We start from the raw sequence: 23,345 nt of genomic DNA on the forward strand, positions 1-23,345 counted from the left end.
CGTGCTGACCCCTCCGCGGCGGGCCGGGATTCCAACCTGTCGTGCAAGGATCGGCCTATGACGACAGTCGTCAAGGCGCAGGACCTGGAAGCGCTGGTTGTCGGCGTCACCCTGCTGGGGTCGGGTGGCGGCGGCGACACGGGGTCGTTCGGACGCATGTTGCGCCGGCGGCTCGGTGACGGCGAGCTGGTACTGCGGGACGCCGCCGACGTACCGGATGCTCTGGTGAGTCCGATCGGTGTGGTCGGGGCGACCAGTGTGCTGATGGAGAAGCTGCCGAGCGGCGGTGAGTTCGACACGGCGGTGCGGGCGGTCAGCCGGTGGGCCGGTGCGGACGTCACCGGGCTGATGCCGCTGGAGGCCGGAGGGCTCAACGGGCTGACTCCGTTGATTGCTGCGCTGGATCTGGGGCTTCCGGTGATCGACGCGGACCTGATGGGGCGGGCGTTGCCGCGGCTGGATCAGTTCTCCTGGGCGGTGGCGGGGCGTTCACTTACGCCTTGTGCGCTTGGTGAGCCGAGCGGTCAGGTGATCGTTGTCGACAACGTCGATGCGGCCGGGCTGGAGCGAGCGGTGCGGAGCTTTGTCGCGCACACTGGCGGCTGGGCGGTGCTGGCTTTGGCACCTACTCCGGTGGAGGCCGCGGCGGCGGACGCCGTACAGGGGAGTTTGACGCGGGCGCTGGCGCTCGGCCGCGCGCACGCTGCGCTGGAGCCGTGGGCTACGCCGGCTGATATTGCTGACGGTTTGGGTGGGCGGCTGTTGGCGAGTGGTCGGGTTGAGCAGGTCGCTCGGCATCTGATTGCTGATGGTGGCGCTGCGTTCGGTCGCGGCAGTGTGTGCGTGGTCGACTCCGGTAGCCGAGCGGTGATTCGGATCGAGACCGAGAACGAGTACCTGCTCGCGCTGGTCGACGGCACACCTGCGGTGACCACACCGGATCTGCTGTGCCTGCTGGATCGCCGTACCCTCCAACCGATCGCTGTGGACGCCATCCGCACCGGCGACGAGGTCCTGGTACTCGCGTTGCCCGGACCGGCGTGGTGGCGACGCAGCGACCGCATCGCCCACGTCGGACCGCAGGCGTTCGGGCTCGCGTGTGAACCGCAGTTGCTGGAGGCATCATGACGCCGGGACTGTCGCCGACCTTGGCGGCCATGCTCGCGTCTCCTGGGTGGCGGGACGTGGTGGTGCTGGCCGGCGGTGGCGATCCTGGGCCGCGGCTGACCGGGTCCGTGGTGACGCTGGAGGTGTCGGTGCACCCGGAGCCGCTGGACGGGCAGGTGCTCGTGGTGCTGCTGGCGAATGACCACACTGACTGGCGGATCGACGCTCTGATCAGCCGGGCGTCGGCAGCCAGGGCAGGGGCGGTGTTGCTGGCTGGTGTGGAGCCGTTGGGACGTGGGGCTCAGCTGCTGGCTGAGCGGTTGCAGCTGCCCGTGCTGGGATGCCCGGATCCGTTGGCCGCGCACGAGCAGCTGCGGCGGGTCACGGCCGAGCCTGAGGTGGTCCGGTCTGACCTGGTGCTCCGGGCGGTGTCAGCGTTGCGGCGGGCGAACGGTGATCTGGCCTCGGTACTGCGGACCACGGCAAGCGTGCTGGATCGACCTGTCACGTTGGCTGGTGCGGACGGCGGCACACTCGCCGGGGAGCCGCTGGAGCCTGAAGAGCGGGCCGAGCTGGTTGCTGCGTTGCCTCGGGTGCCGGTCGGGTGGGCTGCGCCGTACCGGGTTGATCTGGCCAGTGGTGCGGTGCTGATTGCCGTTGCTGTGTTGGGGGTTGGGCCGGTGTGCTGGTTGGTTGCTCGGCTGCCCGGTGTGGTGCCGGCTGAGGTGGCCGCCGTACCTGAGGTGCTGAGTGTGGTCGCACCGGCCGTGGGGGAGCGGTTGGCGTTGCGGCGGTTGGAGCTGGAGCGGGATGCGCGTCAACGTACGTCGCTGCTCGGTGAGCTGCTGCATGGTGAGCCGTCGGAGGCTACGCGCCGACGGGCGGTGGATCTCGGGTGGCAGCTGGATGGGTGGCACACGGGGATCCGGATCGGTGCGGATGGGCAGGTGGATGTTGCGGGGCGGCGTACTGATGTTGTGGAGGCGTTCGACGCCGAGGGGCTGCAGGCGGTTGTGGTGGAGCAGGGGGATGGGTGGTCGGCGTGGATCACCGCGGTGAGCGAACCGACGGCGACGGAGGTGCAGGAGCAGGCGGCAACGATCCGGCGGGTGCAGCGTCGGCTGGTGAAGACGGTCGACGCGTACGTCGGTGTGGGTCGGGTGCAGGCCGGTCCGAGCGGAATCGCCACCACCCTCGCCGAAGCCGGCGACGCGGCCGGGTTGGCCCGCGGACGCCCGGAAACCGGCCGTTTCCTACACGTAGACCGCCTGGGGCTAGCGCAGTTGCTGCTGGCCTGGACCCGAACCGACACCTTCCAACCCGCCGCCCAAGCCCTCCTAGCCCCCATCAAAGACCAACCCGGCGATCTGGTCACCACACTGTCCGTCTACCTGGACACGGAGTCCTCAGTAGCCGAAACCGCCGCAGTCCTAGGCATCCACCGCAACACAGCAGCAGCCCGCATCCAGAAGATTCAACACCTACTAGGCGTAGACCTAACCAACCCCGACGAACGCTTGGCGCTACACCTGGCGTCCCGCACAACACCTACGGAGTAGGTGCGTCCTCGCGAAGGAGGCCTGCTGACTTCAGGTCTGACCAGAGGGCGGTGGGGATCTCGGCGCGGGTCAGGGCCGCGTTTGTGTGGACTTCTTCTGGGGTGCGGCAGCCGACTGCGATGCCCGCGACGGCGGGGTGGGTGAGCGGGAAGGCTAGGGCTGCGGCGGGGAGGGTTGTGTTGTGGGATTCGCAGAGGTCGGCGAGTTTGTTGGCTTTGTCGAGGAGGGCCTGGGCGGCAGGCTCGTAGTTGAAGGTGGTGCCGGCTGCGGGGCGGGGCTGGGAGAGTAGGCCGGAGTTGAAGATGCCTACGGCAACGACCTGGACGTTGTTTGCCAGGCAGGCGGGGAGTACGTCGTCCAGGCCGTCGGGGTCGATCAGCGTGTAGCGGCCGGCCAGCATGATCACGTCGATGTCGACCTCCTGCACGAACCGGGTCAACATCGCGGTCTGGTTCATCCCGGACCCGATCGCGCCGATGACACCCTGCTCACGGAGCTCGATCAGCGTCGGGAACGCGGTCGCGACCGCCTCCTCGTAGTGATCGTCCGGGTCGTGCACGAACACCACATCGAGCCGATCGGTCCCGATTCGCTGCAGCGAGTCCTCGATGCTCCGCAGTACGCCGTCCCGGCTGAAGTCCCACCGCCTCCGACGCGTGGTGTCGACCGCGAACCCCTCGTCGTCCGTCGCAGCCTCGTCGGCGTGGTAGATGATCCGCCCGACCTTGCTCGACAGCACGTACGAGTCGCGCGGCTTGTCCCGCAGCCCGTCCCCGAGTCGCTCCTCGGCCAGTCCGAGACCGTAGTGCGGCGCGGTGTCGAAGTACCGCCAACCCTCGTCCCACGCTGCACTAACAGTGGCGATGGCTTCGACGTCGCTGACCTCGCCGAGCAGGTTGCCCAGCGGCGCGCCGCCGAGCCCGACGCGCTGGTCGTCCGGGAAGAGCTTCATCAGCGCGCCGCCGGGAGCCGCAGGTTCTGCATGCCGCCGTCGACGGCCAGCGCCGTACCCGTGGTCGAACCCGACAACGGACTCGCCAGGTACGCGATCGCATTTGCGACCTCGTCCGCCGACACCAACCGACCCATCGGCTGCCGAGCCTCGAGCGCGGCCCGCTCGGCCTGCGGGTCGGTTGCGACGTCGAGCAGCCGGCCGACCCAGGGCGTGTCCGCCGTACCGGGGTTCACGCAGTTCACCCGGATCCCCTCCCGGACATGATCCGCGGCCATCGCCATCGTCAGCGCAAGGACAGCGCCCTTGCTCGCGGAGTACAGCGCCCGGTTCGGCAGGCCGGCGGTCGCGGCGATCGAGCAGGTGTTGACGATCGCGGCCGACTCCGACTTGCGTAGGTGCGGCAGCGCGGCTCGGGTCACGCGGGCGATCCCGACCACGTTCACGTCGAACACTCGGTGCCACTCGTCGTCGTCGTTCGCGGCGACCGTGCCCTGCGCGCCGATGCCGGCGTTGTTCACCAATATGTCGATCCCGCCGAGCTGCAGCGCCGCGGCGGCGACCGCGTCCCGGATCGAGCCGTCGTCGGTGACGTCCGCGGCGATCCCGGTCAGCGGCGCGTCGACCTCAGGCTTCAGATCGAACACGACCACCTGGGCACCGCGCGCCGCGAGCAGTTGCGCCGCCGCGAGGCCGATCCCCGAAGCACCACCGGTCACCACGGCCCGAAGGCCGGCGAAATCCGTCACTTCTTCTCCTCTGCCAGGTCAGTCCAGATCTTGCCACTCGGGTACCGGAAGTCGGTCAGCGTCTCAGCGTCCATCTCGGCGCCGAACCCGGGCCGCACCGGTGCCACGTAGTGCCCGTCCCGGATCACGACCGGGTCCAGGAAGTGCTCGTGCAGGTGGTCGACGTACTCGATCACCCGGTCCTGCATCGATCCGCTCACCGCGACGTAGTCGAACATCGACAGGTGCTGGACCAGCTCACACAGTCCTACCCCACCCGCGTGCGGACACACCGGTACGCCGAACTTCGCCGCCAGCAGGAGGTTCGCGATGTTCTCGTTCACGCCCGCGACGCGCGCCGAGTCGAGCTGCAGCACCGACAGCGAACCGGCCTGCAGCAGCTGCTTGAAGATCACCCGGTTCTGCACGTGCTCGCCGGTCGCGACCTTGATCGGCGCGATCGCCCGCGCGATCGTCGCGTGCCCGAGGATGTCGTCCGGGCTGGTCGGTTCCTCGACCCAATAGACGTCGTACGGCGCCAGCGCCCCGACCCAGCTGATCGCGTCCGCGACGTCCCAGCGCTGGTTGGCGTCGACCGCGATCCGGATGTCCGGTCCGACCGCCTCGCGGGCCAGCTGCATCCGGCGGATGTCGTCGTCCAGATTGGCGCCGACCTTGAGCTTGATCTGGGTGAACCCGTCGGCGACGGCCTCGTGGCAGAGCCGGACCAGCTTCGCGTCGTCGTACCCGAGCCAGCCGGGCGTCGTCGTGTACGCCGGGTAACCGCGCTCGCGCAGTACCGCCTCCCGCTCCGCCCGCCCGGGCTTCGCCTTCCGGAGGATCTCCAGCGCGTCGTCCGGCGTCAGCGCGTCGGTCAGGTAGCGGAAGTCGACCAGGTCGACGATCTGCTCCGGGGTCAGGTCGGACAGCAGCTTCCACAGCGGTACGCCGGCGCGCTTGGCGGCCAGGTCCCACACCGCGTTGACGACCGCGCCGATCGCCATGTGCATGACGCCCTTCTCCGGGCCGAGCCAGCGCAGCTGCGAGTCGTGCACGAGCGACTTCCAGAACCCGCCGAGATCGTTCAGCGTCGCGTCCAGGTCGAGCCCGACGACGTGGTCGCGGAGCGCCTCGATCGCCGCGGTCTCGACATCGTTGCCCCGGCCGATCGTGAACGCGAAACCGTGTCCCTCGAGCCCGTCACCGGCGTCGGTCCGCAGGATCACGTACGCCGCGGAGTAGTCCGGATCGGTGTTCATCGCGTCGGAGCCGTCCAGGTCCAGCGACGTGGGGAAGCGGACGTCGTACGTCTCGAACTCGGTGAATCGTGGCATCGAGAACCCGATCTGCAGCGGTGGGCGGGACTGTCGAAGGGAATCCTATAGGATATGTGGCGATCGCGGCACCTGATAGGGCATGTACGCGGCGGCCCCCGTTACAGTCGGTGGCGTGACTGGCGAGCGCGACGGGGTACTCCGGCTGGGCAGCCGGTCGTTCGGGGTGGGTGAGTTCGCGCTGATGGCGATCATCAACCGGACGCCGGACTCGTTCTTCGACCGCGGCGCGACGTTCGCCACCGATGCGGCGTACGAGGCCATCGACAAGGCGGTCGCGGACGGTGCCGACCTGGTCGACATCGGCGGCGTGAAGGCCGGGTACGGCGAACCAGTCAGCGAGGACGAGGAACTCCGCCGGACCGTGGATTTCGTGGCCGGTATCCGGGCCCGCCATCCGTCGCTGGTGATCAGCGTGGACACGTACCGTAGCGGCGTCGCCCGCCGGGTCGCCGAGGCCGGCGCGGACCTGCTCAACGACACCTGGGCGGGTGCCGATCCGGATCTCGTGTACGCCGCCGCGGAGTTCGGGACCGGACTGGTCTGCAGCCACGTCGGCGGTCTCTCGCCGCGCACAGACCCGCACCGGATGGCGTACGACGACGTGGTGGCCGACGTGATCCGTACGACGACTGCGCTTGCGGATCGCGCGGTCGAAGCCGGAGTACGGCCGGACGGGATCCTGATCGACCCGACCCACGATTTCGGCAAGAACACGCTGCAGTCGCTGGAGCTGACCCGCCGCCTCGACGAGCTGGCTGCGACCGGTTGGCCGGTCCTGGTCGCAGTGTCGAACAAGGACTTCATCGGCGAGACGTTGGAGCTGCCGCCGGGTCAGCGCGGGAACGGGACGCTGGCGGCGCTGAGCATCTCCGCCTGGCTCGGTGCGCGGGTCTTCCGGGTGCACGACGTACCCGCGGCTCGTCAGGCGCTCGATTTCATCGCCGTACTGCGGGGCAGTGCGCAGCCCGCCGGAACCCGAAGGAGCCTGGCCTGATGCGTGGACTCGACGAACTGTCCGACGAGGAACTGATCGCGGTCTACGAGGTCGAGGACCGGTCGGCGCCGCATCTGCGGGCGAACTTCGTCAGCAGCCTGGACGGCGCGGTCGAGATCGACGGGAAGTCGAAGGCGCTGTCGAGCGATTCCGACAGCCGGGTGTTCAGCATGGTCCGGCGGTTGGCGGACGTGGTGCTCGTCGGTGCGGGGACGATCCGCGACGAGGGGTACAACCCGCTGCGGCTGTCCAAGGCGGCACGGGAGTGGCGTACGGCGGCAGGGCTGGCGGAGAACCCGACGTTGGCAATCGTGTCGTCGCGGCTCGAGTTGAGCCCGGTGAACCCGGTGTTCCAGTCCGCCGTACGTCCGATCGTCGTCACCCACGAGGCGTCACCGGCGGAGCGGCGGGAGGCGCTGGGGGAGGTCGCGGACCTGGTCGTCCTGGGTGCAGGTGAGGTCGACCTCCAGGCAGTCGTCGAGGAGTTCGCAGCGCGCGGGATGCCACAGGTGCTGTGTGAGGGCGGACCGCACCTGTTGGGCGCACTCACGGCGGCTGACTTGGTAGACGAACTGTGCCTGGCGCTTGCCCCGCTCCTGGCCGGCCCTGGCTCCGGTCGCATCACAGCAGGTCTCCCAACCACCCTCACCCGCCAGATGAAGCTCCAGTCAACCCTGCAAGCCAACGACGACTACCTCTTCTTCCGCTACACCCGGGAGGCCTGACCCGTGTCCGTAGTCGCGGCCGCGGTCTGCCCCCACCCGCCCCTCCTGGTCCCCGAAGTCGCCTCCGGCGCCGCCCCCGACCTGGACGAGCTGCGAGCCGCCTGCCTGGCCGCAATAGACACGCTGTCGGTCGCGTCAGCAGTCGTAGTCATCGGCTCTGCACAAACTTCCTCTACTTATCCCGCCTCCGCAGGTGGCTCGTTTGCTGCGTACGGCGCGCCCGGCGTGCGGTTCGGCTCGGGCGATCCCGTCCTCCCGCTCTCCTTGGCGATGGGCGGCTGGTTGCTCGAGCAGTCCAAGGCGACCGGCCTGCCGCGCACGTATGTCGCCGTGCCGACAACCGCGCCACCAGAGGAATGCATCCGCCTCGGCCGGGAGATTGCTTCAGGCAACGACCGCGTCGGCCTGTTGGTAATGGGCGACGGCTCGGCCCGTCGCAGCGAGCACTCGCCGGTCCACCTCCACCCCCGCGCCGAGATCTTCGACACCACCGTCGCAACCGCCTTGCAGCACAGCGATCTCGACGTACTGAAAGCCCTCGACCCGGACCTGGCGACCGAACTCCACGCGGCAGGCCGAGCCCCCTGGCAAGTCCTCGCCGGCGCCCTCGAAGGCACCTCGCTCACCCCCGACCTGACCTACAACGCCGCGCCGTACGGCGTCGGCTACCTCGTCGCATCATTCACCTAGATACTGACCGGGTGACTGAGGAACGTGCGGGGTATCGACGGTCGGTGAAATCGCCGCGGGGTGAGGCGCGGCGCCGCGAACTGCTGGACAAGGTGGCCGACGAACTAGGCACCAACGGCCTGGTCGACTTCTCGCTCCGCCGCGCCGCACGAGCGGCGGGTACGACCCACAAGGTCCTCCTCTACCACTTCGACGGCGCCGAGGACTTGCTCACCCAAGCCGTCCTCCAGCTCCGCGAACGCCGCATCACCCGCGCACTCGCGGCCGCCACCGAAGGCCCAGATAACCGGAGTCTCGCCGACCGCGTGCGCTCGATGTGGCCGACGCTCATCGGCGAGGAGTCGTGGGTCCTCGACCAGGCGATCGGGCTCGCGATGTACGACGCCGGACGGTACGCCGACCTCGCGCGGACGGCCTCCCGCCAGTACCTGCCCACGCTGCTGTCACTCTGCCCGGAGTCGTGGTCCGAGCAGCGCCGGCAAGAGGTGGCCGAGTTCATCCTCGCCACCCTCCGCGGGTTCCTGATCGAGTGGCGGACGAGCGGTGACGCGGCCGGGATCGACGCCGGGCTGGCGGCGTTGACCCGCGCACTGGAGCGTGAAGAACAGGCGTAGACAGTTTGCGAACCACGTGGTTCACTTTTCTCATGCGCGAGAAAGTGAGCTTCATCAGTGGTGGGGTCGCGTGCGCGGCCTGGCACTACCCGGGGACCAACGGTGGGTGCGTGGTGATGACCGGCGGCTTCGCAGTGACGAAGGAGCCGGGGACGGACCGCTTCGCGGAGCGGTTCAATGCGGCCGGGTTCAGCGTGCTGGCCTTCGACCACCGGAACTTCGGCGAGAGCGCCGGCGAACCGCGCCAGGTCGCCCGGATCCCCGACCAGCTCGACGACTGGCGCGCGGCGATCGCGTGCGCCGCCACGCTCCCGGGCGTGGAGCGCGTGGCCATCTGGGCGTTCTCTCTCCCCGGCGGCTACATCCTCCAACTCGCCTCCGAGGATCTCGGCATCTCCGCCGCCATCGCCCAGTCCGCGAACGTCGACGGCCCGACCGTCACCCGGAATGCGTCCCGCTACCAAACCCCCGGCGCAGCCATCCGCCTGGTCGGGCGCGCCCTCCTCGACAACCTCAGCGCTCTGTTCGGCCGCAAACCCAGACTGGTCGCGCTGGCCGGTCCGCCCGGCACCGTCGCCCTTCTCAACACCCCCGACGCGCAACAGACCGACGAGGCTCTGGACCCCGACAACCGCTACCGCGACTGGCAACAGACCCTCGCCGCCCGCTCCGTCTTCCCGGCCGCTTTCTACCGCCCGATCAAGTACGCCCCGAACGTCCGCTACCCACTCCTGTACGTCGTCTGCGAAGACGACCAATCAGCCCTTGCAGCCCCCACGCTGAAAGCCGCCGCACAAACCCCGAACAGCACCGTCCTCAAAGTCCCCGGCGGCCACTACGCCCCGTTCCTCGCCGCCCACGAACAGACCGTGGAAGCCGAGCTGGCCTTCCTCCGCAAGCACCTGTCTAGGCAGGTTCAACCGGAACAGCCGGCCACCGAGGTGCGGTAGCCGCGAAATCGTCCCGGCCTGCCGCTCGCAACTGCTCGACCAGTTCGTCGCGTGCTGCTTGTACGGCGGTGACTGCGGCCTCGGCTGACTCGTGCGGGCCGGACCAGTTGCATACGGCGTCCCCGGCGTACCAGTCGCCCGAGGCGGCCCGTCGTACATGGGCTGCCGCGAGTCGCGCCGCTGGGAGGTCCACGGCGGCGAGCGCGACAACCGCCTCGACCGCGACCACCTCGGCGTCGAGGTCGACCACCGGGCGGAGCTCGACGGCGTCTGTCAGGACGAACTGATAGCCAGCCGGCGCACGCTCGGCCAGCCAGGCGAGAGCCTGCTGGGCGGTGTCTTGGAGGAGCTGGGCGTTGGACAGGCCGGCCAGCGTGTGTACTCCGACCAGTCGCGTGTGCGTCGGCCGCAGTTCGTTCTGCCACAGCCGGACCTGCAGCTCCTCCCGCCCGGACAACCGCCGGCCGAGGATCCGCGCCAGCCCCACCACGTCGAAGTTCAGCTCGTCCGGCGTCCGCTTCCGCCCGGGCTCGAGCGGCTCGCCAGGACGAGTGCCGCGAGTGGTCCAGGGGCCGACGTGCCACCGAGTCAGAGTCACCCCCAGACCCTAACCAAGGCGGATCGCGGACCTTCCGACGGCGTTTCGCTCAGAGCGAAATGCGCTGTCCTGATCCGGCCAGAAAGTGTCGGTGGCCGCGGGGAACATGGCGGGCATGAGTCGATCCGCTGCCCAGGCGTCACCGATCGGTAAGTTTCTGGTCGGTTGTCCAGCCTCTGACCCGGAGCTAGGTTCGCTGACGTGACCTCGCCCGGTCGTTCTCCGGCGACGACTCCGATCGGCTCCCGGGCCGAGGCGGAGGGGTACGTCGCGATGGTCTGTTTCAAGCATGGTCCACCTCGGCTGTTCGGCGTCGAGCTCGAGTGGACGGTGCATCACGCGGATGATCCGCACCGGCCCCTCGACGCCGGCCGGTTGAGCAAAGCCCTGGGGCTGCACGCCCCCGCGACCCTGGTGAGAGGCAGTCCGCAACTGCCGCTGAGCCGGGGCGCTCTGGTCACCGTTGAGCCCGGTGGCCAGGTAGAGATCTCAGTACCCGCGGCAGAATCGATTCCCCGGTTGATCGACGACACCGCCGCCGACGCCGCCGAGCTCACGGCGCTCCTTCTCGACGCGGACCTGATCCCGGGCGACTACGGCCTGGACGCCTTCCGCGCACCCCGCCGCATCCTCACCGTCCCGCGCTACGCGGCGATGGAACACGCATTCCAGCGGCTCGGACCGCACGGCCCGCGGATGATGTGCAGTACGGCGGGCCTGCAGATCTGCCTCGACGCCGGCGAGACCGATCAGACCGCGCTGCGCTGGCGCGCTCTGCACGATCTCGGTCCCGCCCTCGTCGGCCTCTTCGCCAACTCCCGTCGTCGCGCCGGTTCGGACACCGGGTGGGCCTCGGCCCGGACCGAGGCGACCTTCGGGACCTGTGCCCCGTTCACCGAGCCGCCGCCACTCGACGGCGATCCGGCCGCGGCCTGGGCACGGACGGCGATGGAGGCACCGGTCCTCTGCCTCCGCCGCGGTGACACCTGGGACGCACCGACCGGACTGACCTTCGGTGCCTGGGCAGACGGACAGCTGCCCGGCGACAGACCGACGTACGACGACCTGGACTACCACCTGTCCACGCTGTTCCCGCCGGTCCGGCCGCGCGGGTATCTCGAGGTGCGCTACCTCGACGCGCAGCCGGGGGACGGGTGGATCGCCCCGACCCTGCTGCTCACCGCACTGATGTCCGCTCCGATGGACCAGGTGCTGGCCGCGGCCGAGCCCGCAGCCGGTCGCTGGTTCCCGGCGGCCCGCGAAGGGCTGGAGGACAAGCTGGTCCTGCAGGCCGCGCGAGACGTGGTCGACCTGGGCACCGAGGTGCTCGACCGGACCGGTGCGGATCCCGAACTCATCGCTGCCGTCGCAACCCGGCTGCAGCGCATCGTCGACGACACCCATGGAAGGCGAGCTTCGTGAACCACCAACTATCAGATCTGTCACCGGAAGGCCTGCGCACCTTCGTCGGCGAGCAGCTCGAGCGGTCCCGGTCGCGGACCGTCCAGCTGACCGACGCGGTCGACACCGACGACCTGGTCCGGCAGCACTCCAAGCTGATGTCACCGCTGGTCTGGGACTACGCGCACATCGGCAACCAGGAGGAGCTCTGGCTGGTCCGCGACGTCGGCGGCCGCGAGCCGTTGCGCCAGGACATCGACGAGCTGTACGACGCGTTCCAGCACCCGCGCGCGGAGCGGCCGGCGCTGCCGCTGCTCGGCCCGTCCGAGACCCGCGCGTACGTGACCGAAGTACGCGACAAGGTCATGGACGTGCTGGACCACGTGAAGTTCGACGCCGGACGTGAGCTGGTCGACAACGCGTTCGCGTTCGGCATGATCACGCAGCACGAGCAGCAGCACGACGAGACGATGCTCGCGACACACCAGCTCCGTACCGGTGGTCCGGTGCTCGACGCGCCACCGCCGCCTGCTGGGCGAGAGCTGAGCCGCAAGGAGGTGTTCGTCCCGGGCGGTGTGTTCGAGATGGGTACGTCGATCGAGCCGTGGGCGCTGGACAACGAGCGGCCGGCGCATGCGGTGCACGTGGCGCCGTACGTGATCGACACGGTCCCGGTGACGAACGGGGACTACCTGGCCTTCGTGCTCGGCGGTGGGTATCAGGATCCGCAGTGGTGGTCCGACGCCGGCTGGTCGCATGTGCAGAAGGCTTCGCTGGTCGCGCCGCGGTTCTGGGAGTCCGTGGACGGCGAGTGGTGGCGGCTGCGGTTCGGGCACCGTGAGCGGTTGCCGCTGGACGAGCCGGTGATGCATGTCTGCTTCTACGAGGCCGAGGCGTACGCGAAGTGGGCCGGGAAGCGGCTGCCGACCGAGGAGGAGTGGGAGTTCGCGGCCCGGTTCGACCCGGCCAGCGGCCGGACGCGGCGGTTCCCGTGGGGCGACGAGTCGCCCGGGCCGCAGCACGCGAACCTCGGCCAGCGGCACCTCAGGCCGGCACCGGTCGGCGCGTACCCGGCAGGCGCGTCGCCGTTGGGTGTCGAGCAGCTGATCGGTGACACCTGGGAGTGGACGTCGAGCGACTTCCACGGGTACCCCGGGTTCCGCGCGTGGCCGTACGACGAGTACTCGCTGGTGTTCTTCGGACCGGACTACAAGGTGCTTCGCGGCGGCTCGTTCGGCACTGACGAGATCGTTGCCCGCGGCACCTTCCGGAACTGGGACTACCCGATCCGCCGGCAGATCTTCGCCGGCTTCCGCTGCGCCCGCGACCCGCGCCCCGAGGAGCTGCACAGCTGATGTGCCGCCATCTGGCCTACCTCGGCCCACCGGTCACGCTGGCGTCACTCGTCCTCGACCCCGACCACTCGCTCTACGAACAGAGCTGGGCCCCTGCCGACATGCGCGGCGGCGGCTCGGTCAACGCCGACGGCTTCGGCCTGGGCTGGTACCCCGAGGGTGATGTCGTCGTGTCCGGCGGCCCGGTCCGGTACCGGCGGAACGTGCCGATCTGGACCGACGAGAACCTCCCCGGTCTGGCCGGCTCGATCCGCTCCGGCGCAGTCATCGCCGCCATCCGGAACGGGACGGTCAACATGCCGTACGGGCAAGCGGCGGTCGCGCCGTTCGTGCACGGCAACTGGCTGTTCAGTCACAACGGACGGATCCCCGGCTGGCCCGACTCGACACTGAAGCTGGCCGAGCGGCTCCCGGTCGCGGACCTGCTCCAGCTCGACGCTTCGGTCGACTCGGCGCTGTTGTGGGCGCTCATCACCAACCGCCTGACCGAAGGCGTCCCGCCGGCCGACGCGGTCGCGACCGTCGTCCAGGAAGTCGAGGCGGCCGCGCCCGGCTCTCGCCTGAACGTCCTGCTGACCGACGGCGAGCAACTGATCGCAACCACCTGGACCCACTCCCTGCACGTTCACCGGACCGCCGACTCCGTGACCGTCAGCTCCGAGCACTTCGGTCCCCACCAGTGGACCGAAGTACCCGATCGCTCATTGCTGGTGGCTACCGCCACGACCTTGCACATCACCCCGATGGAAGGACAAGAGTGACCCTCATCGACGTACATCTGACCCCGGACTACGTGTCTCGTGCGCTGCGGGAGGACGTTCGGGCGGGGCTGTCGGCGACGCCGAAGTGGTTGCCGCCGAAGTGGTTCTACGACGCGCGGGGGAGTGAGCTGTTCGAGGAGATCACCCGCCTGCCGGAGTACTACCCGACCCGGGCCGAGCGGGAGATCCTGCGCGCGCGGGCCGGCGAGATCGCGGCGATCACCAAGGCGCACACGCTGGTCGAGCTCGGATCCGGATCGTCGGAGAAGACCCGGCTGCTGTTGGACGGACTGCGCGACCGCGGCACGCTGACCAGTTTCGTACCGCTCGACGTCTCGGAGTCCGCGCTGCGGGAGGCGTCCGATGCCATCAGCGTCGACTACCCGACGCTCGACGTACACGGCGTTGTCGGCGACTTCACCGCGCACCTGGACAAGCTGCCCGGTGAACCGCCGCGGATTGTCGCCTTCCTCGGTGGCACGATCGGCAATCTGATCCCGGCCGAGCGCGAGGCCTTCTACACCTCGATCCGCGACGTGCTCGAGGCCGGCGAATGGCTGCTCCTCGGCACCGATCTCGTGAAGGTTCCCGCCACGCTGGTCGCGGCGTACGACGACTCAGCCGGCGTCACCGCGGAGTTCAACAAGAACGTGCTGCGGGTCATCAACCGGCAACTCGGCGCGGACTTCGACGTCGACGCGTTCGAACACGTCGCGATCTGGGACGCCGACAACGAGTGGATCGAGATGCACCTGCGCGCCACCCGCGCGATGCAGGTGCTGATCCCGGAGATCCACCTCGAGGTCACGTTCGCCGAAGGGGAGGAGCTCAGCACCGAGATCTCCGCCAAGTTCCACCGCTCCGGCGTCGAGGCCGAACTCGACAAAGCAGGCTTCACCCCAGCCGCCTGGTGGACCGACACCAAAGCCCGCTTCGCCCTCTCACTCTGGCAAGCGGTCTAGCTCTCAAGAAAAGAGCAAAGAACAAAGCAGGAAAGACAAGAAAAGAGAAAGAGAATATAGAGGGAGTTAGGTGCCGGGTCGAGTTCGGCTTCCGGTGACCGTCAGAAGAGGCGTAGGCAGACCGCCACCGGACCGGCGGAAGCACTGAGGACCTTCAAGAACAAAGAACATCAGACAGAGAAGAGCAGAGAGGGAGTTGGGTGCCTGGCCGGGTTCGGTCTTCCGCTGATCCCCAGCTACGGTTCGGGCCTGTTACTGCCCCGCGGGCGTCCCGGGCCCACCTGTTGAACGTGGCGACCGTCGGTGGACCGGCGGACGCCACGTGGCAATCAACTCCCATTCTATCTTTCGTCTTTCATTGTTTGTTCTTTAATATTCCTCTCTATCTCTTTTCTTGTTCTTCCTTGCTCCTTTGAAGACTTCTGAATTGCCTTCTTGAGGCTCTAGCCGCCCTGCTTGATCAGGCCGTTGATCTTGTCGATGTAGGCCGGGAGGTCGCTGATCGGCTTCTTGCCGCTGAGGATGGGCTGGTAGTTGGCGGTGGTGAGGTCGCCGACCTGCTGGGCCCATTGGGTGGTGAAGCGGACGCCGACCGTCTTCTCGGCGCCGAGGTCAGCCTTCACGGTGTCGGCGACGGTGGTCTGCTGGGCCTTGGTGAGCGCGTCGAAGTAGCTCGCCTGGGCCGGCTTGTACGCCGGCGGCGCCACCGGGGAGGCCGGCAGTACGGCGTCCCAGACCTTGGTGTTGAGGTACTCGAGCACCTTGAACGTCGAGTCCTGGTCCTTCGTGTACTGCGGCGTGCAGATGCCGACCGAGTCGTACAGCGTGGTCGGCGTCTGCACCTGCGGGAACGGCGCGAACCCGTACTTGACCTTCGGCTTGTCGGTCTGGAACCCGGCCGCCAGCCACTGCCCGCCGAACGTCATCGGCACCTTGCCGGCCGCGAACAACGACTGCACGTTCGAGGCGTCGTACCCGGGCGGCGCGACCGATCCGTTCTTGATCGCCGCGACCAGCTTCTCGACGCCTTCCTTGTACTTGTGGTCGGCCTCGGCCTTCGTCGGGTGGTTCACGTTGTCGGTGAACGGCGCACCGCCGGCGGACACGGAGTACATGCTCATCGTGAACGGTCCGTCCCCGGACGTCAGCTGGTCGGCGACCAGGCCGTACTTCGCCCCGTTCTTGTTGGCGAGCTTCGCGGCGTCGGCGTACATCTCGTCCCACGTCCAGCCGGCCTTCGGCAGCGGAAGACCCGCAGCGGTGAACGCGTCGGCGTTGTACCAGACGCCGTACGTGTTCATCAGCGACGGCAACCCGCCCATCTGGCCGTCCGCGGTCTTCCAGTTGTCCATCGCGGACGAGACGAAGTTGTCCGACTTGAAGTCGCCGTTGCCGTTCTTGATCTTGTCGGCCCAGTCGACCAGCAGACCTTGCGACGTGTACTGCTGCTCGGTGTCGTTACCGCACCAGAACAGGTCCGGCAGCTTCTTCGCCTGGGTCAGCGACGCGAGCTTGTCGCCGTACTGACCGCTCGGTGTTTCGAGCAGTTGGACGGTGATGTTGTCGTCCTTGAAATCGGCAAGCGCCTTCTTGATCGCGGCGTTGGTCTCGGCCGACTCCCACGTCATTACCGTGACGGTGACCGGTCCGCTGCTGGAGCCGCCGCCGGAGTCCGAGCCACTGCAGGCGGTTGCCGCCAGCAACCCGGCACAGGCCAGGGCGGTCACACCCAATGTCCTTTTCACAGGAGATCCCCTCTATTTCTGGTTCGTGCTGCCGAGAGCGCCGAGGCCCTGGATGAAGTAGCGCTGCGCGGCGAAGAAGATGATCAGCGGCGGCAGCATGTACAGCAGGTTGGTGGCCATGTAGTAGCTCCAGTCCGGCGTCTTCCCGGCGAACGGGGAGATGAACGACGCCATCCCGACCGATAGCGGCCACTTGCCGGACGAGTACAGGTAGACCAGCGGATTCAGATAGTCGTTCCAGGACGCCTGGAACGCGAGGATCGCCATCGTCAGCCAGGCCGGCCGGGTCAGCGGCAGCATCACGCTGACGAAGATCCGCAGGTGTCCGGCGCCGTCGATCTTGGCCGCTTCATCGATGGAATAGGGGATCGCGAGGAAGTACTGCCGGGCCAGGAAGATGAACAGCGGGTTCCCGCCCAGGAACGCCGGCACGATCAGCGGCAGCCAGGTGTCGTACCAGCCGATGCTCTTGTAGAGCTGGAACAACGGGATCAGCCCGACCACGCCGGGCAGCAACATGCTGCCGGCGAACAGGTAGAACCACAGCTTGCGGCCCGGGAACCGCAACCGGGCCAGCGCGTAGCCGGCCATCATCGCGGTCAGCACGCCACCGAGCACGCTGAGCGTGGTGATGATCACCGAGTTGAGGAACAGCCGCGGGAAGTGGATCGCCTTCGGCCCGTTGATGAAGTTGCTCCAGGTCCACTCGTGCGGCAGCAGCTTCGGCGGGATGTCGAACACCGCGGTACGGCTCTTCAGGCCGATCGTGATCATCCACAGCAACGGGACGATCATCACCGCGCAGATGAAGAACGCGACGACGTACCACGACGTCGTACCGATCAGGCGTGGTTTCTTCGCAGCGGGCGCCCTCGTCGCCGGCTCGGTGCCGGCCGTCAACGCGGTCGCTTCAGCGGCATCAGTCGGAAGTGTCACTGTACGTCCAGAGCGATGAGAACTTCGCGGTCAGGGCGATCACGGCGATGATGATGATGAACAGCACCCACACCTGCGCCGAGGCGTACCCGAGCTGCGGGATCCGGCCCAGGGTCGGGAAGCCGTTGTTGTAGATCGACAGCATCAGCACGTTGGTGCTGAATCCCGGTCCGCCGTTGGTCAGGATCTTCGGCTGGTTGAACGTCTGCAGCGCGGCTGTGGTCTGCAGGATCACCTGCAACAGCACGATCGGGCTGATCATCGGCAGCGTGATCCGGAAGAACACCGACCACGGGCTCGCGCCGTCCACGCGCGCGGCCTCGTACAACTCGGTCGGCACCGACTGCAACGCCGCCAGGAAGATGATCATCGTCCCGCCGACACCCCACAGCATCACCAGGACGACCGACGGCATCGACGTACTCGAGCCCTGCAACCACAGGCTGGTCGGCAGCCCCAGCCGGTCGAGGATCGTGTTCAGCAGCCCGACCTGGGGGTCGAGCATGAACTTCCACAGCGTGATCGTCGCGACCGCAGGCAGCACCACCGGCAGGTACGCGAGCGTCCGGACCACCCGGACCCCGGCGAACCGCTGGTTGCAGAACATCGCCAGCGCCAGCCCGAGGATCAGCGAGAGCGGGACATAGAGGACCACCAGGTACCCCGTTGCCCGCAGCGCCGGCCAGAACGCCGGGTCGGTCGTGAACAGCCGCCGGAAGTTGCCCAGGCCAACGAAGACCGGATCGGTCAGGCCGTTGTACTTCGTCAGCGCGAGGTAGAACGAGCGGATCAGCGGATACCCCACGAAGACCAGGAAGCCGATGATCGCCGGCGCGATGAACAGGTACGCCGCCTTGACGTCGGACCCGGCGTTCCGACTCATCCCACCCCGGGACCTTGCAGGAGAAGAACGATTCATCCGGCCTCCTGGACGGTAACGTTTCCAACGCTTTACTGTTGGGTGACGATGCCGTGTCGCGAAAAGGAAGTCAACCCCGTGTCCGAAACGTTTCCAACCAAGCCGGAGGTACCCCGGCCGACGATGATCGACGTCGCCCGGCGGGCCGGTGTCGGGCTCGGCACGGTGTCCCGGGTGGTGAACGGCGGGCACGGTGTGCGGGACGAGACCGCGCAGCGGGTCCGGGCCGCGATCGACGAGCTCGGGTTCCAGCGCAACGAGGTCGCGCGGGCGCTCCGGCCGGGGAAGAAGTCGACCAGTCTGGCCCTGGTGCTGGGCGACCTGACCAACCCGTTCTACGCGACGATCGCGAAGTCGTCGCTGGAGATCGCGGGGCAGTCCGGGTTCGCCGTCGTACTCGGAAGCGTCGACGAGGATCCGGAGGGCGAGAAACGTGCCATCCAGGAGCTCGTCAGCCGGCAGGTCGCGGGCCTGATGATCGTGCCCGACCAGGGCGATCACGCTTTCCTCGAAGGCGCCGGGGTGCCGGTGGTGTTCGTCGACCGGCCGGCGACCGGGATCGACGCGGACATCGTGATGGTCGACAACGAGGGCGGCGGCCGACTGGCCACGGAGCACTTGCTGGCGCAGGGGCACGAGCGGATCGCGATCCTGCTGGCCCCTTCGTACTACACGATCGGACGCCGGCTGCGTGGTTACCGGCGGGCGCACCGGGCGGCGGGGATCGACGTCGACGAGTCCTTGGTCATCCAGCTGCCCGAGGGCAACGCGGAGGCCGCGGAGAAGGCGACCCACGAGGTAATGCTGCGGCCGGATCCGCCGACCGCGATCTTCGCCTCGACGAACTTCCTCACCGAGGGTGTACTGCGCGCGCTCGGTGAGCTCGGTCGCGAGCCGGCTGTCGTCGGGTTCGACGACTTCCGGCTGGCCGACATGTTGCCGACGCCGGTCACGGTTGTTGCCTCTGACATCGCTGAGCTCGGTCGGAGCGCGGCGCGGTTGTTGCTCGATCGCGCGTCTGGCGCCGACACCCGACCGCCACAGCGGATCGTGCTGCCGTGTGGGCTGATCAAGCGCGGGTCCGGCGAACGCCCACCGGATTCTGCTGCCAAGAGAAAGGCTCGATGACAGGCTTCACCGCTGGCTAGGGTCGGATTGTGTACTACGAGTCTTTCGGTGACGGCCGTCCGATCTTCTTCCTGCCCAGTTGGGGTGGAGACGGCGGCGAGGGTCGCGCCGTCCACGAGCCGGTCTTCGCAGACCGATCGGGCTGGCGGCGGATCTACGTCGACCCGCCGGGCACCGGGAAGTCGCCGGCCGTCCCGGCGATCACCGACCAGGACGGCATGCTCGACGCGATCGCCGCGCTCATCGACGACCTCTCCGGCGGCGAGCCGTTCGCGCTGGCCGGTACGTCGGCCGGCGGGCTGCACGCTCGCGGCATCGTGCGCCGCGACCCGGCCCGGGTCCTCGGGTTGTTGCTGAGGGCACCGGGCATCGTCATCGATCGGGCCCGACGCACGCTTCCGACCGACGAACACCTCATACCGTCACCGGACCGGCAACGCCAGCATCAGTACTACGACGCAGCAGAGGCCGCCGCGGACCTCGCGTTCCTCGGTCACATCCAGGGCGACGTCACGACGTACGCCTTGCGCGAGGATCCAGTGGCCCGCTTCGAGCGCCCGACCCTGATCGTGACCGGCCGCCAGGACACCACCGCCGGGTACGCCGACGCGTGGTCGATCCTCGACGACTACCCGCGCGCGACCTTCGCCGTACTGGACCAGGAGGATCACCTGCTGCCCGGACCGGGGCTGGCGGCGTACCGCGCGCTGGTGGCCGACTGGCTGGACCGGGTCGATGACATGTTCCGGACATGACCGGCTGGTGAGGGGCGTGCGTCCCCTATAACTGTCGGAATGGCGCGCAGATCGACCGTCCCATGGATCGGCGTGCTGCTGGCGATGACGGTCGTGGTGCTCGCTGATCCGCTGATCAAGGCGGATCGGATGCTGATCCCGCTCGCCGTCGTGGTCGCAGGAGTTGCTGCCTTCGCGATCTCCAGCGGAATCAACCGGATCTCCGCGGGGACGCCGCGAAGCGCGGCGTGGACGACGGCCGTCGTGCTGGTGGCGGCGTGCATCGCCGTCGGGATCGCGATGGCCTCGAAGCGCACGTCCTCGGTGCAGTCGCTGGTGCTGGCGTTCGGGCCGTTCGTCCTGTTCCGGCTGGTGGCGAAATCGATGGATCGGTTCATCGACGAGTTCACCCTGCCGCTGGTGGCCGGGATGATCGCGGTGGCGGTGTTCGCCGGCGCGGTTCCACTGATCGCCTACGGGCATCCGGGGCTGCCGATCTGGCCAGCTATCGGCATCGGTGCGGGGCTCGGCTTCGCGGAGGGGCTCGTGTCGGGCGCGCTGTTGTGGCGGATGGTTCCGAAGTTCCTCCGCTGACCGGGTCGAGCACCCGGACGCGTGAGGGGCGGGACGCGCGTCCGGGTGCTCGCGATCAGAAGTTGGGCCAGGCCCAACCGAGGTAGCTGTTGAAGTAGGGCAGTGCGCGGGTGCCGATCGCGCCGCTGACGCTGGTGGCCCAGAAGGTGCCGTCTCCCTTGGCGACTCCGACGTGGCCGTACGGCGCGGCCAGGTCCCAGAACACCAGGGTGCCCTTCGGCGGGTTCAGGTCGCCGCGATGCGCGACGCCGCGGGCCACGGCGTCGTTCCAGTCGGCCTTGGCGGAGGCCCAGATCGCGGTCTTGCCGTACGAGTTCTCGGCGGCCATCTCGCAGTACCCCTGGTATGCGGTCGATCCGCTGCGCGCGGCGTACCAGGCGATGGCGGCGTCGGCGCGCGGGTTGCTGGTGCAGAGCGGCGCGATCAGGCCGCTGCTGCCGGTGTTGACGTAGGAGTCGGTGATGAAGCCCTTGCCGGGGATGTGGTCCCAGACGAGGCTGCGGCCGTACTTGCCGGTGACGGGTTCGCCGTAGATCTGGCAGTCGATCTCGACCGGTCCGTTCGGCTGGGTCCCGACCGAGCCGAAGCTGGTCGCATTGCCGGACCGGATGGCGACGCCTTGGCCGCTGTCGGTGACCACGGTCCCGGTTGCGGCGCTGGCGGTCAGGGTGCCGGTGCCGAGGGCGGCGGCGGTGGCCAGCAGGGTGGTGAGGGTGATGCGCAGGAGGGCGGTACGCATGATGTTGGTCCTTTTCGCTGGGCGACTGGCGAAGTGACACTTATTTACAGAGAACCAGCGCCGCCCGGCGTTGTCGCAGTAGGCAACGACCCCTCATCTGCGCAGGTGGGCGCGCGCGGCGATCTCCTCGGCGTCCAGGTACGTCATCATCGGCACGTCGGGCGCGCACAGCATGAACACGACGAACTTGCTCTCGATGTCCGTGCGCAGGTTGGCAGCCTGGTAGTGGACGACGTCCCCGCCCGGCTCCCAGAAGGCTTCACCCGCCTTGATCGGGTACGGCGCCTCGCCCTCGAGCTCGAACAGGATCTCGCCCTCGAGCACGTACCCGAACACCGGCCCGGAGTGCCGGTGCGGGCCTGATCCCGGATCGCCCGGCGGGACGGTGACGGTCGCGACCATCGCGTGCGATCCGGGCGCGATCGCGGGCGTCTGGGTGAGCAAGCTGTCGAAGGTGTTGGTCTTCGCCGGTCCGATGATTCCCATGCTTCGACGGTAGGTCGCCGAGGGCCGCCGTCCTTGGGCCAGTTCGGGGCGGATTTCCTGGACCAGTTGAGATTCGGAGGGTTACGGTGTAGTCGCGGTACGCAACGATCGGAGTGCGGTGTGAGGCCTGCGCAGCTTCGTGTGGTGATCGGGTCGCGGATGCGTGAGCTCCGGGAAGCCGCCGGCGTACCGCTGAGCCGCGCCGCAGCGGAGTCCGGATGGGACAAGGGGCACCTGTCCCGGGTCGAGCGCGGCCACACCAAGCCCAGCCGCGAGCTCACCGAGTGGTACGACGTCTCGTTCGGCGCCGGCCAGTCGTTGGTGAACCAGTTGATGGAGCTGGACGCCGCCGTACGCGCCGGTCGCGACATCTCCCAGCGCGACCTGCGCCGGCACATCCAACCGGTGCTGCTCGGTGGATCCGTGCCGATCGACCATCACCCCGAGGACCGCGCCGAGCTGGTGGGGGAGACGGTCCCCGACGGAACCCGGGTCTGCCGCGACGAGTCGTTCGAGAAGACGTGGGAGATCCGCAACAGTGGCGAGAGGCCGTGGCGCGACCGCTGGCTGACCCGCCAGGGCGCGGCCGGCACGCCCGGCTGGCTGCGCTCGCCGATCCGCTCGCGAGTCCCCGACGCAGACGCGGGGGAGACCGTGACCGTCGCAATGCAACTGCGGGCGCCGGCGCAGGTCGGCGCGTCAACGGCGTACTTCAAGATCACCGACGAGGCAGGCCGTCTGTACTACCCCGGGCTGGAGTCCCCACCCATCTACTGCACGATCTTCACCGTCTACGAGCTCTAGCCGAGCTCGGCGTCGATCTCCGCGTCCAGCTCGGCCTTGCGTTTGATCCAGCGCTCGCTCAGGCCCTTGACCTCTTCGCCGATGAAGTCGATAAAGCCCAGCGAGATGCGGATGCGGCGGTGGGCGTCCGTGCCGTCGCCGGAGGAGTCGAGGACCTTGCGCAGGGACTCCGACCAGCGCACCAGCGAGGCGTCCTCGCTCATCATCGTCTGGTACCAGGCGTCGTCCTGGACGACGTACACATCGCGGCGGGTGCCGGGCTCGCGCTCGCGGGTGGCGAGGCGCAGCTGCAGCAGGTAGTTGACCGCGCCGGAGACGGCGGCGGGGCTGGCCTGCAGCTGGTCGGACAGCTCGGCGGCGGTCATCCGGCCCGACACGCTGGACAGGATCGCGGCGAACACCCGGGCCGCCATCCGCGGCCAGCCTGTCTCGGCGAGCAGGTTGCCGAACTGCTCGGTGTACCGCTTGACGGCGTCGTCGTCTCGATGTGCACTCACCGCCCCATCATCCCCTCTGAGCTGTCAGGA

Annotated in this window: 25 protein-coding genes; 15 read left to right on the forward strand and 10 right to left on the reverse strand. The window is 68.4% G+C overall.

The window, feature by feature from the left end:
* Window positions 1–57 precede the first annotated feature (57 nt).
* Both ACFWUU_RS25595 and ACFWUU_RS25600 read left to right on the forward strand, forming a co-directional pair.
* Window positions 58–1,128 carry a DUF917 domain-containing protein gene (locus ACFWUU_RS25595; protein ID WP_380178862.1) on the forward strand — a complete coding sequence of 357 codons (1,071 nt, stop codon included), beginning with the start codon at window positions 58–60 and terminating at the stop codon, window positions 1,126–1,128.
* Entirely contained in the window at window positions 1,125–2,666 is a 1,542-nt protein-coding gene (locus ACFWUU_RS25600; RefSeq protein WP_380178864.1) for a PucR family transcriptional regulator, read from the forward strand. The genes ACFWUU_RS25595 and ACFWUU_RS25600 overlap by 4 nt, the downstream gene beginning before the upstream one ends.
* On the opposite strand, the gene ACFWUU_RS25605 is transcribed toward ACFWUU_RS25600, so the two are convergent.
* The 3 genes from ACFWUU_RS25605 to ACFWUU_RS25615 are packed head-to-tail and all read right to left on the reverse strand — an operon-like array spanning window position 2,656 to window position 5,680.
* On the reverse strand, window positions 2,656–3,618 hold the full coding sequence (locus ACFWUU_RS25605; RefSeq protein WP_380178866.1) for an aldo/keto reductase: 963 nt from the start codon (window positions 3,616–3,618) through the stop codon (window positions 2,656–2,658). The two genes, ACFWUU_RS25600 and ACFWUU_RS25605, sit on opposite strands and share 11 nt — an antisense overlap.
* Window positions 3,618–4,367: an SDR family NAD(P)-dependent oxidoreductase gene (locus tag ACFWUU_RS25610; protein ID WP_380178868.1), complete on the reverse strand. Its 750-nt coding sequence runs from the start codon at window positions 4,365–4,367 to the stop codon at window positions 3,618–3,620. The genes ACFWUU_RS25605 and ACFWUU_RS25610 overlap by 1 nt, the downstream gene beginning before the upstream one ends.
* A complete protein-coding gene (locus ACFWUU_RS25615; RefSeq protein ID WP_380178870.1) occupies window positions 4,364–5,680 on the reverse strand; it encodes an L-fuconate dehydratase in 1,317 nt (438 codons plus the stop codon). The genes ACFWUU_RS25610 and ACFWUU_RS25615 overlap by 4 nt, the downstream gene beginning before the upstream one ends.
* Before the next feature lie 184 nt (window positions 5,681–5,864).
* Between ACFWUU_RS25615 and folP the strand changes: the two genes are divergently transcribed.
* From folP to ACFWUU_RS25640, 5 genes are read left to right on the forward strand one after another with little or no spacing between them, the layout of a single operon-like run.
* Entirely contained in the window at window positions 5,865–6,677 is an 813-nt protein-coding gene (gene folP / locus ACFWUU_RS25620; protein ID WP_233715116.1) for a dihydropteroate synthase, read from the forward strand.
* Entirely contained in the window at window positions 6,677–7,402 is a 726-nt protein-coding gene (locus ACFWUU_RS25625; protein WP_380178872.1) for a pyrimidine reductase family protein, read from the forward strand. The genes folP and ACFWUU_RS25625 overlap by 1 nt, the downstream gene beginning before the upstream one ends.
* Window positions 7,403–7,405: 3 nt before the next feature.
* On the forward strand, window positions 7,406–8,092 hold the full coding sequence (locus tag ACFWUU_RS25630) for a class III extradiol dioxygenase subunit B-like domain-containing protein (RefSeq protein WP_380178873.1): 687 nt from the start codon (window positions 7,406–7,408) through the stop codon (window positions 8,090–8,092).
* Window positions 8,093–8,103: 11 nt separating this feature from the next.
* The gene (locus ACFWUU_RS25635; RefSeq protein ID WP_380178874.1) at window positions 8,104–8,706 is read left to right on the forward strand and encodes a hypothetical protein; all 603 of its coding nucleotides are present in this window, start codon (window positions 8,104–8,106) and stop codon (window positions 8,704–8,706) included.
* 32 nt (window positions 8,707–8,738) lie between these two features.
* The gene (locus ACFWUU_RS25640; protein WP_380178875.1) at window positions 8,739–9,656 is read left to right on the forward strand and encodes an alpha/beta hydrolase; all 918 of its coding nucleotides are present in this window, start codon (window positions 8,739–8,741) and stop codon (window positions 9,654–9,656) included.
* On the opposite strand, the gene ACFWUU_RS25645 is transcribed toward ACFWUU_RS25640, so the two are convergent.
* The gene (locus tag ACFWUU_RS25645; protein ID WP_380178876.1) at window positions 9,613–10,254 is read right to left on the reverse strand and encodes a hypothetical protein; all 642 of its coding nucleotides are present in this window, start codon (window positions 10,252–10,254) and stop codon (window positions 9,613–9,615) included. The genes ACFWUU_RS25640 and ACFWUU_RS25645 overlap by 44 nt on opposite strands.
* 201 nt (window positions 10,255–10,455) lie before the next feature.
* Between ACFWUU_RS25645 and ACFWUU_RS25650 the strand changes: the two genes are divergently transcribed.
* From ACFWUU_RS25650 to egtD, 4 genes are read left to right on the forward strand one after another with little or no spacing between them, the layout of a single operon-like run.
* Complete coding sequence (locus ACFWUU_RS25650; protein WP_380178877.1) at window positions 10,456–11,676, forward strand: glutamate-cysteine ligase family protein; 1,221 nt, start codon at window positions 10,456–10,458, stop codon at window positions 11,674–11,676.
* A complete protein-coding gene (gene egtB / locus ACFWUU_RS25655) occupies window positions 11,673–13,010 on the forward strand; it encodes an ergothioneine biosynthesis protein EgtB (RefSeq protein ID WP_380178878.1) in 1,338 nt (445 codons plus the stop codon). The genes ACFWUU_RS25650 and egtB overlap by 4 nt, the downstream gene beginning before the upstream one ends.
* A complete protein-coding gene (gene egtC / locus ACFWUU_RS25660) occupies window positions 13,010–13,771 on the forward strand; it encodes an ergothioneine biosynthesis protein EgtC (RefSeq protein ID WP_137258012.1) in 762 nt (253 codons plus the stop codon). Before egtB ends, egtC begins: the two co-directional genes overlap by 1 nt.
* On the forward strand, window positions 13,768–14,733 hold the full coding sequence (gene egtD, locus ACFWUU_RS25665; protein WP_380178879.1) for an L-histidine N(alpha)-methyltransferase: 966 nt from the start codon (window positions 13,768–13,770) through the stop codon (window positions 14,731–14,733). Before egtC ends, egtD begins: the two co-directional genes overlap by 4 nt.
* 443 nt (window positions 14,734–15,176) lie before the next feature.
* Here egtD and ACFWUU_RS25670 read toward each other — a convergent pair whose 3' ends face one another.
* The 3 genes from ACFWUU_RS25670 to ACFWUU_RS25680 are packed head-to-tail and all read right to left on the reverse strand — an operon-like array spanning window position 15,177 to window position 18,297.
* On the reverse strand, window positions 15,177–16,478 hold the full coding sequence (locus ACFWUU_RS25670) for an extracellular solute-binding protein (RefSeq protein ID WP_380178880.1): 1,302 nt from the start codon (window positions 16,476–16,478) through the stop codon (window positions 15,177–15,179).
* Between the two features lie 12 nt (window positions 16,479–16,490).
* Window positions 16,491–17,414, reverse strand: coding sequence for a carbohydrate ABC transporter permease (locus ACFWUU_RS25675; protein ID WP_380178881.1), 924 nt, complete (start codon window positions 17,412–17,414; stop codon window positions 16,491–16,493).
* Window positions 17,398–18,297 (reverse strand): carbohydrate ABC transporter permease, encoded by a 900-nt coding sequence (locus tag ACFWUU_RS25680; protein ID WP_233715064.1) that lies wholly within the window; start codon window positions 18,295–18,297, stop codon window positions 17,398–17,400. Before ACFWUU_RS25680 ends, ACFWUU_RS25675 begins: the two co-directional genes overlap by 17 nt.
* A gap of 114 nt (window positions 18,298–18,411) precedes the next feature.
* On the opposite strand from ACFWUU_RS25680, the gene ACFWUU_RS25685 reads away from it, so the two are divergent.
* From ACFWUU_RS25685 to ACFWUU_RS25695, 3 genes are read left to right on the forward strand one after another with little or no spacing between them, the layout of a single operon-like run.
* Entirely contained in the window at window positions 18,412–19,461 is a 1,050-nt protein-coding gene (locus tag ACFWUU_RS25685; protein WP_233715063.1) for a LacI family DNA-binding transcriptional regulator, read from the forward strand.
* 29 nt (window positions 19,462–19,490) lie between these two features.
* Window positions 19,491–20,216, forward strand: coding sequence for an alpha/beta fold hydrolase (locus ACFWUU_RS25690; protein WP_380178882.1), 726 nt, complete (start codon window positions 19,491–19,493; stop codon window positions 20,214–20,216).
* A 39-nt stretch (window positions 20,217–20,255) separates the two neighbouring features.
* Window positions 20,256–20,789 carry a hypothetical protein gene (locus ACFWUU_RS25695; protein ID WP_380178883.1) on the forward strand — a complete coding sequence of 178 codons (534 nt, stop codon included), beginning with the start codon at window positions 20,256–20,258 and terminating at the stop codon, window positions 20,787–20,789.
* A gap of 55 nt (window positions 20,790–20,844) precedes the next feature.
* On the opposite strand, the gene ACFWUU_RS25700 is transcribed toward ACFWUU_RS25695, so the two are convergent.
* Window positions 20,845–21,528, reverse strand: a complete 684-nt coding sequence (locus ACFWUU_RS25700; protein WP_380178885.1) for a CHAP domain-containing protein — start codon at window positions 21,526–21,528, stop codon at window positions 20,845–20,847.
* Window positions 21,529–21,621: 93 nt separating this feature from the next.
* Entirely contained in the window at window positions 21,622–22,014 is a 393-nt protein-coding gene (locus ACFWUU_RS25705; RefSeq protein WP_380178887.1) for a cupin domain-containing protein, read from the reverse strand.
* Between the two features lie 120 nt (window positions 22,015–22,134).
* Between ACFWUU_RS25705 and ACFWUU_RS25710 the strand changes: the two genes are divergently transcribed.
* Window positions 22,135–22,818, forward strand: a complete 684-nt coding sequence (locus tag ACFWUU_RS25710) for an NBR1-Ig-like domain-containing protein (protein WP_380178889.1) — start codon at window positions 22,135–22,137, stop codon at window positions 22,816–22,818.
* On the opposite strand, the gene ACFWUU_RS25715 is transcribed toward ACFWUU_RS25710, so the two are convergent.
* Window positions 22,815–23,315, reverse strand: a complete 501-nt coding sequence (locus ACFWUU_RS25715; protein ID WP_380178891.1) for a GbsR/MarR family transcriptional regulator — start codon at window positions 23,313–23,315, stop codon at window positions 22,815–22,817. The genes ACFWUU_RS25710 and ACFWUU_RS25715 overlap by 4 nt on opposite strands.
* Between the last annotated feature and the right edge of the window lie 30 nt (window positions 23,316–23,345).

Origin of the sequence: Kribbella sp. NPDC058693 (genome assembly GCF_042715335.1) — a bacterium.
Taxonomy (GTDB): domain Bacteria; phylum Actinomycetota; class Actinomycetes; order Propionibacteriales; family Kribbellaceae; genus Kribbella; species Kribbella jiaozuonensis.

Excerpts from the sequence above, each read along its gene's own strand:
- ACFWUU_RS25640 (WP_380178875.1), top strand. The coding sequence starts at position 8,739 with ATGCGCGAGAAAGTGAGCTTCATCAGTGGTGGGGTCGCGTGCGCGGCC.
- folP (WP_233715116.1), top strand. The coding sequence starts at position 5,865 with ATGGCGATCATCAACCGGACGCCGGACTCGTTCTTCGACCGCGGCGCG.
- ACFWUU_RS25705 (WP_380178887.1), bottom strand. The coding sequence starts at position 22,014 with ATGGGAATCATCGGACCGGCGAAGACCAACACCTTCGACAGCTTGCTC.
- ACFWUU_RS25605 (WP_380178866.1), bottom strand. The coding sequence starts at position 3,618 with ATGAAGCTCTTCCCGGACGACCAGCGCGTCGGGCTCGGCGGCGCGCCG.
- ACFWUU_RS25625 (WP_380178872.1), top strand. The coding sequence starts at position 6,677 with ATGCGTGGACTCGACGAACTGTCCGACGAGGAACTGATCGCGGTCTAC.
- egtC (WP_137258012.1), top strand. The coding sequence starts at position 13,010 with ATGTGCCGCCATCTGGCCTACCTCGGCCCACCGGTCACGCTGGCGTCA.
- ACFWUU_RS25700 (WP_380178885.1), bottom strand. The coding sequence starts at position 21,528 with ATGCGTACCGCCCTCCTGCGCATCACCCTCACCACCCTGCTGGCCACC.
- ACFWUU_RS25615 (WP_380178870.1), bottom strand. The coding sequence starts at position 5,680 with ATGCCACGATTCACCGAGTTCGAGACGTACGACGTCCGCTTCCCCACG.
- ACFWUU_RS25600 (WP_380178864.1), top strand. The coding sequence starts at position 1,125 with ATGACGCCGGGACTGTCGCCGACCTTGGCGGCCATGCTCGCGTCTCCT.
- ACFWUU_RS25595 (WP_380178862.1), top strand. The coding sequence starts at position 58 with ATGACGACAGTCGTCAAGGCGCAGGACCTGGAAGCGCTGGTTGTCGGC.
- ACFWUU_RS25680 (WP_233715064.1), bottom strand. The coding sequence starts at position 18,297 with ATGAGTCGGAACGCCGGGTCCGACGTCAAGGCGGCGTACCTGTTCATC.
- ACFWUU_RS25695 (WP_380178883.1), top strand. The coding sequence starts at position 20,256 with ATGGCGCGCAGATCGACCGTCCCATGGATCGGCGTGCTGCTGGCGATG.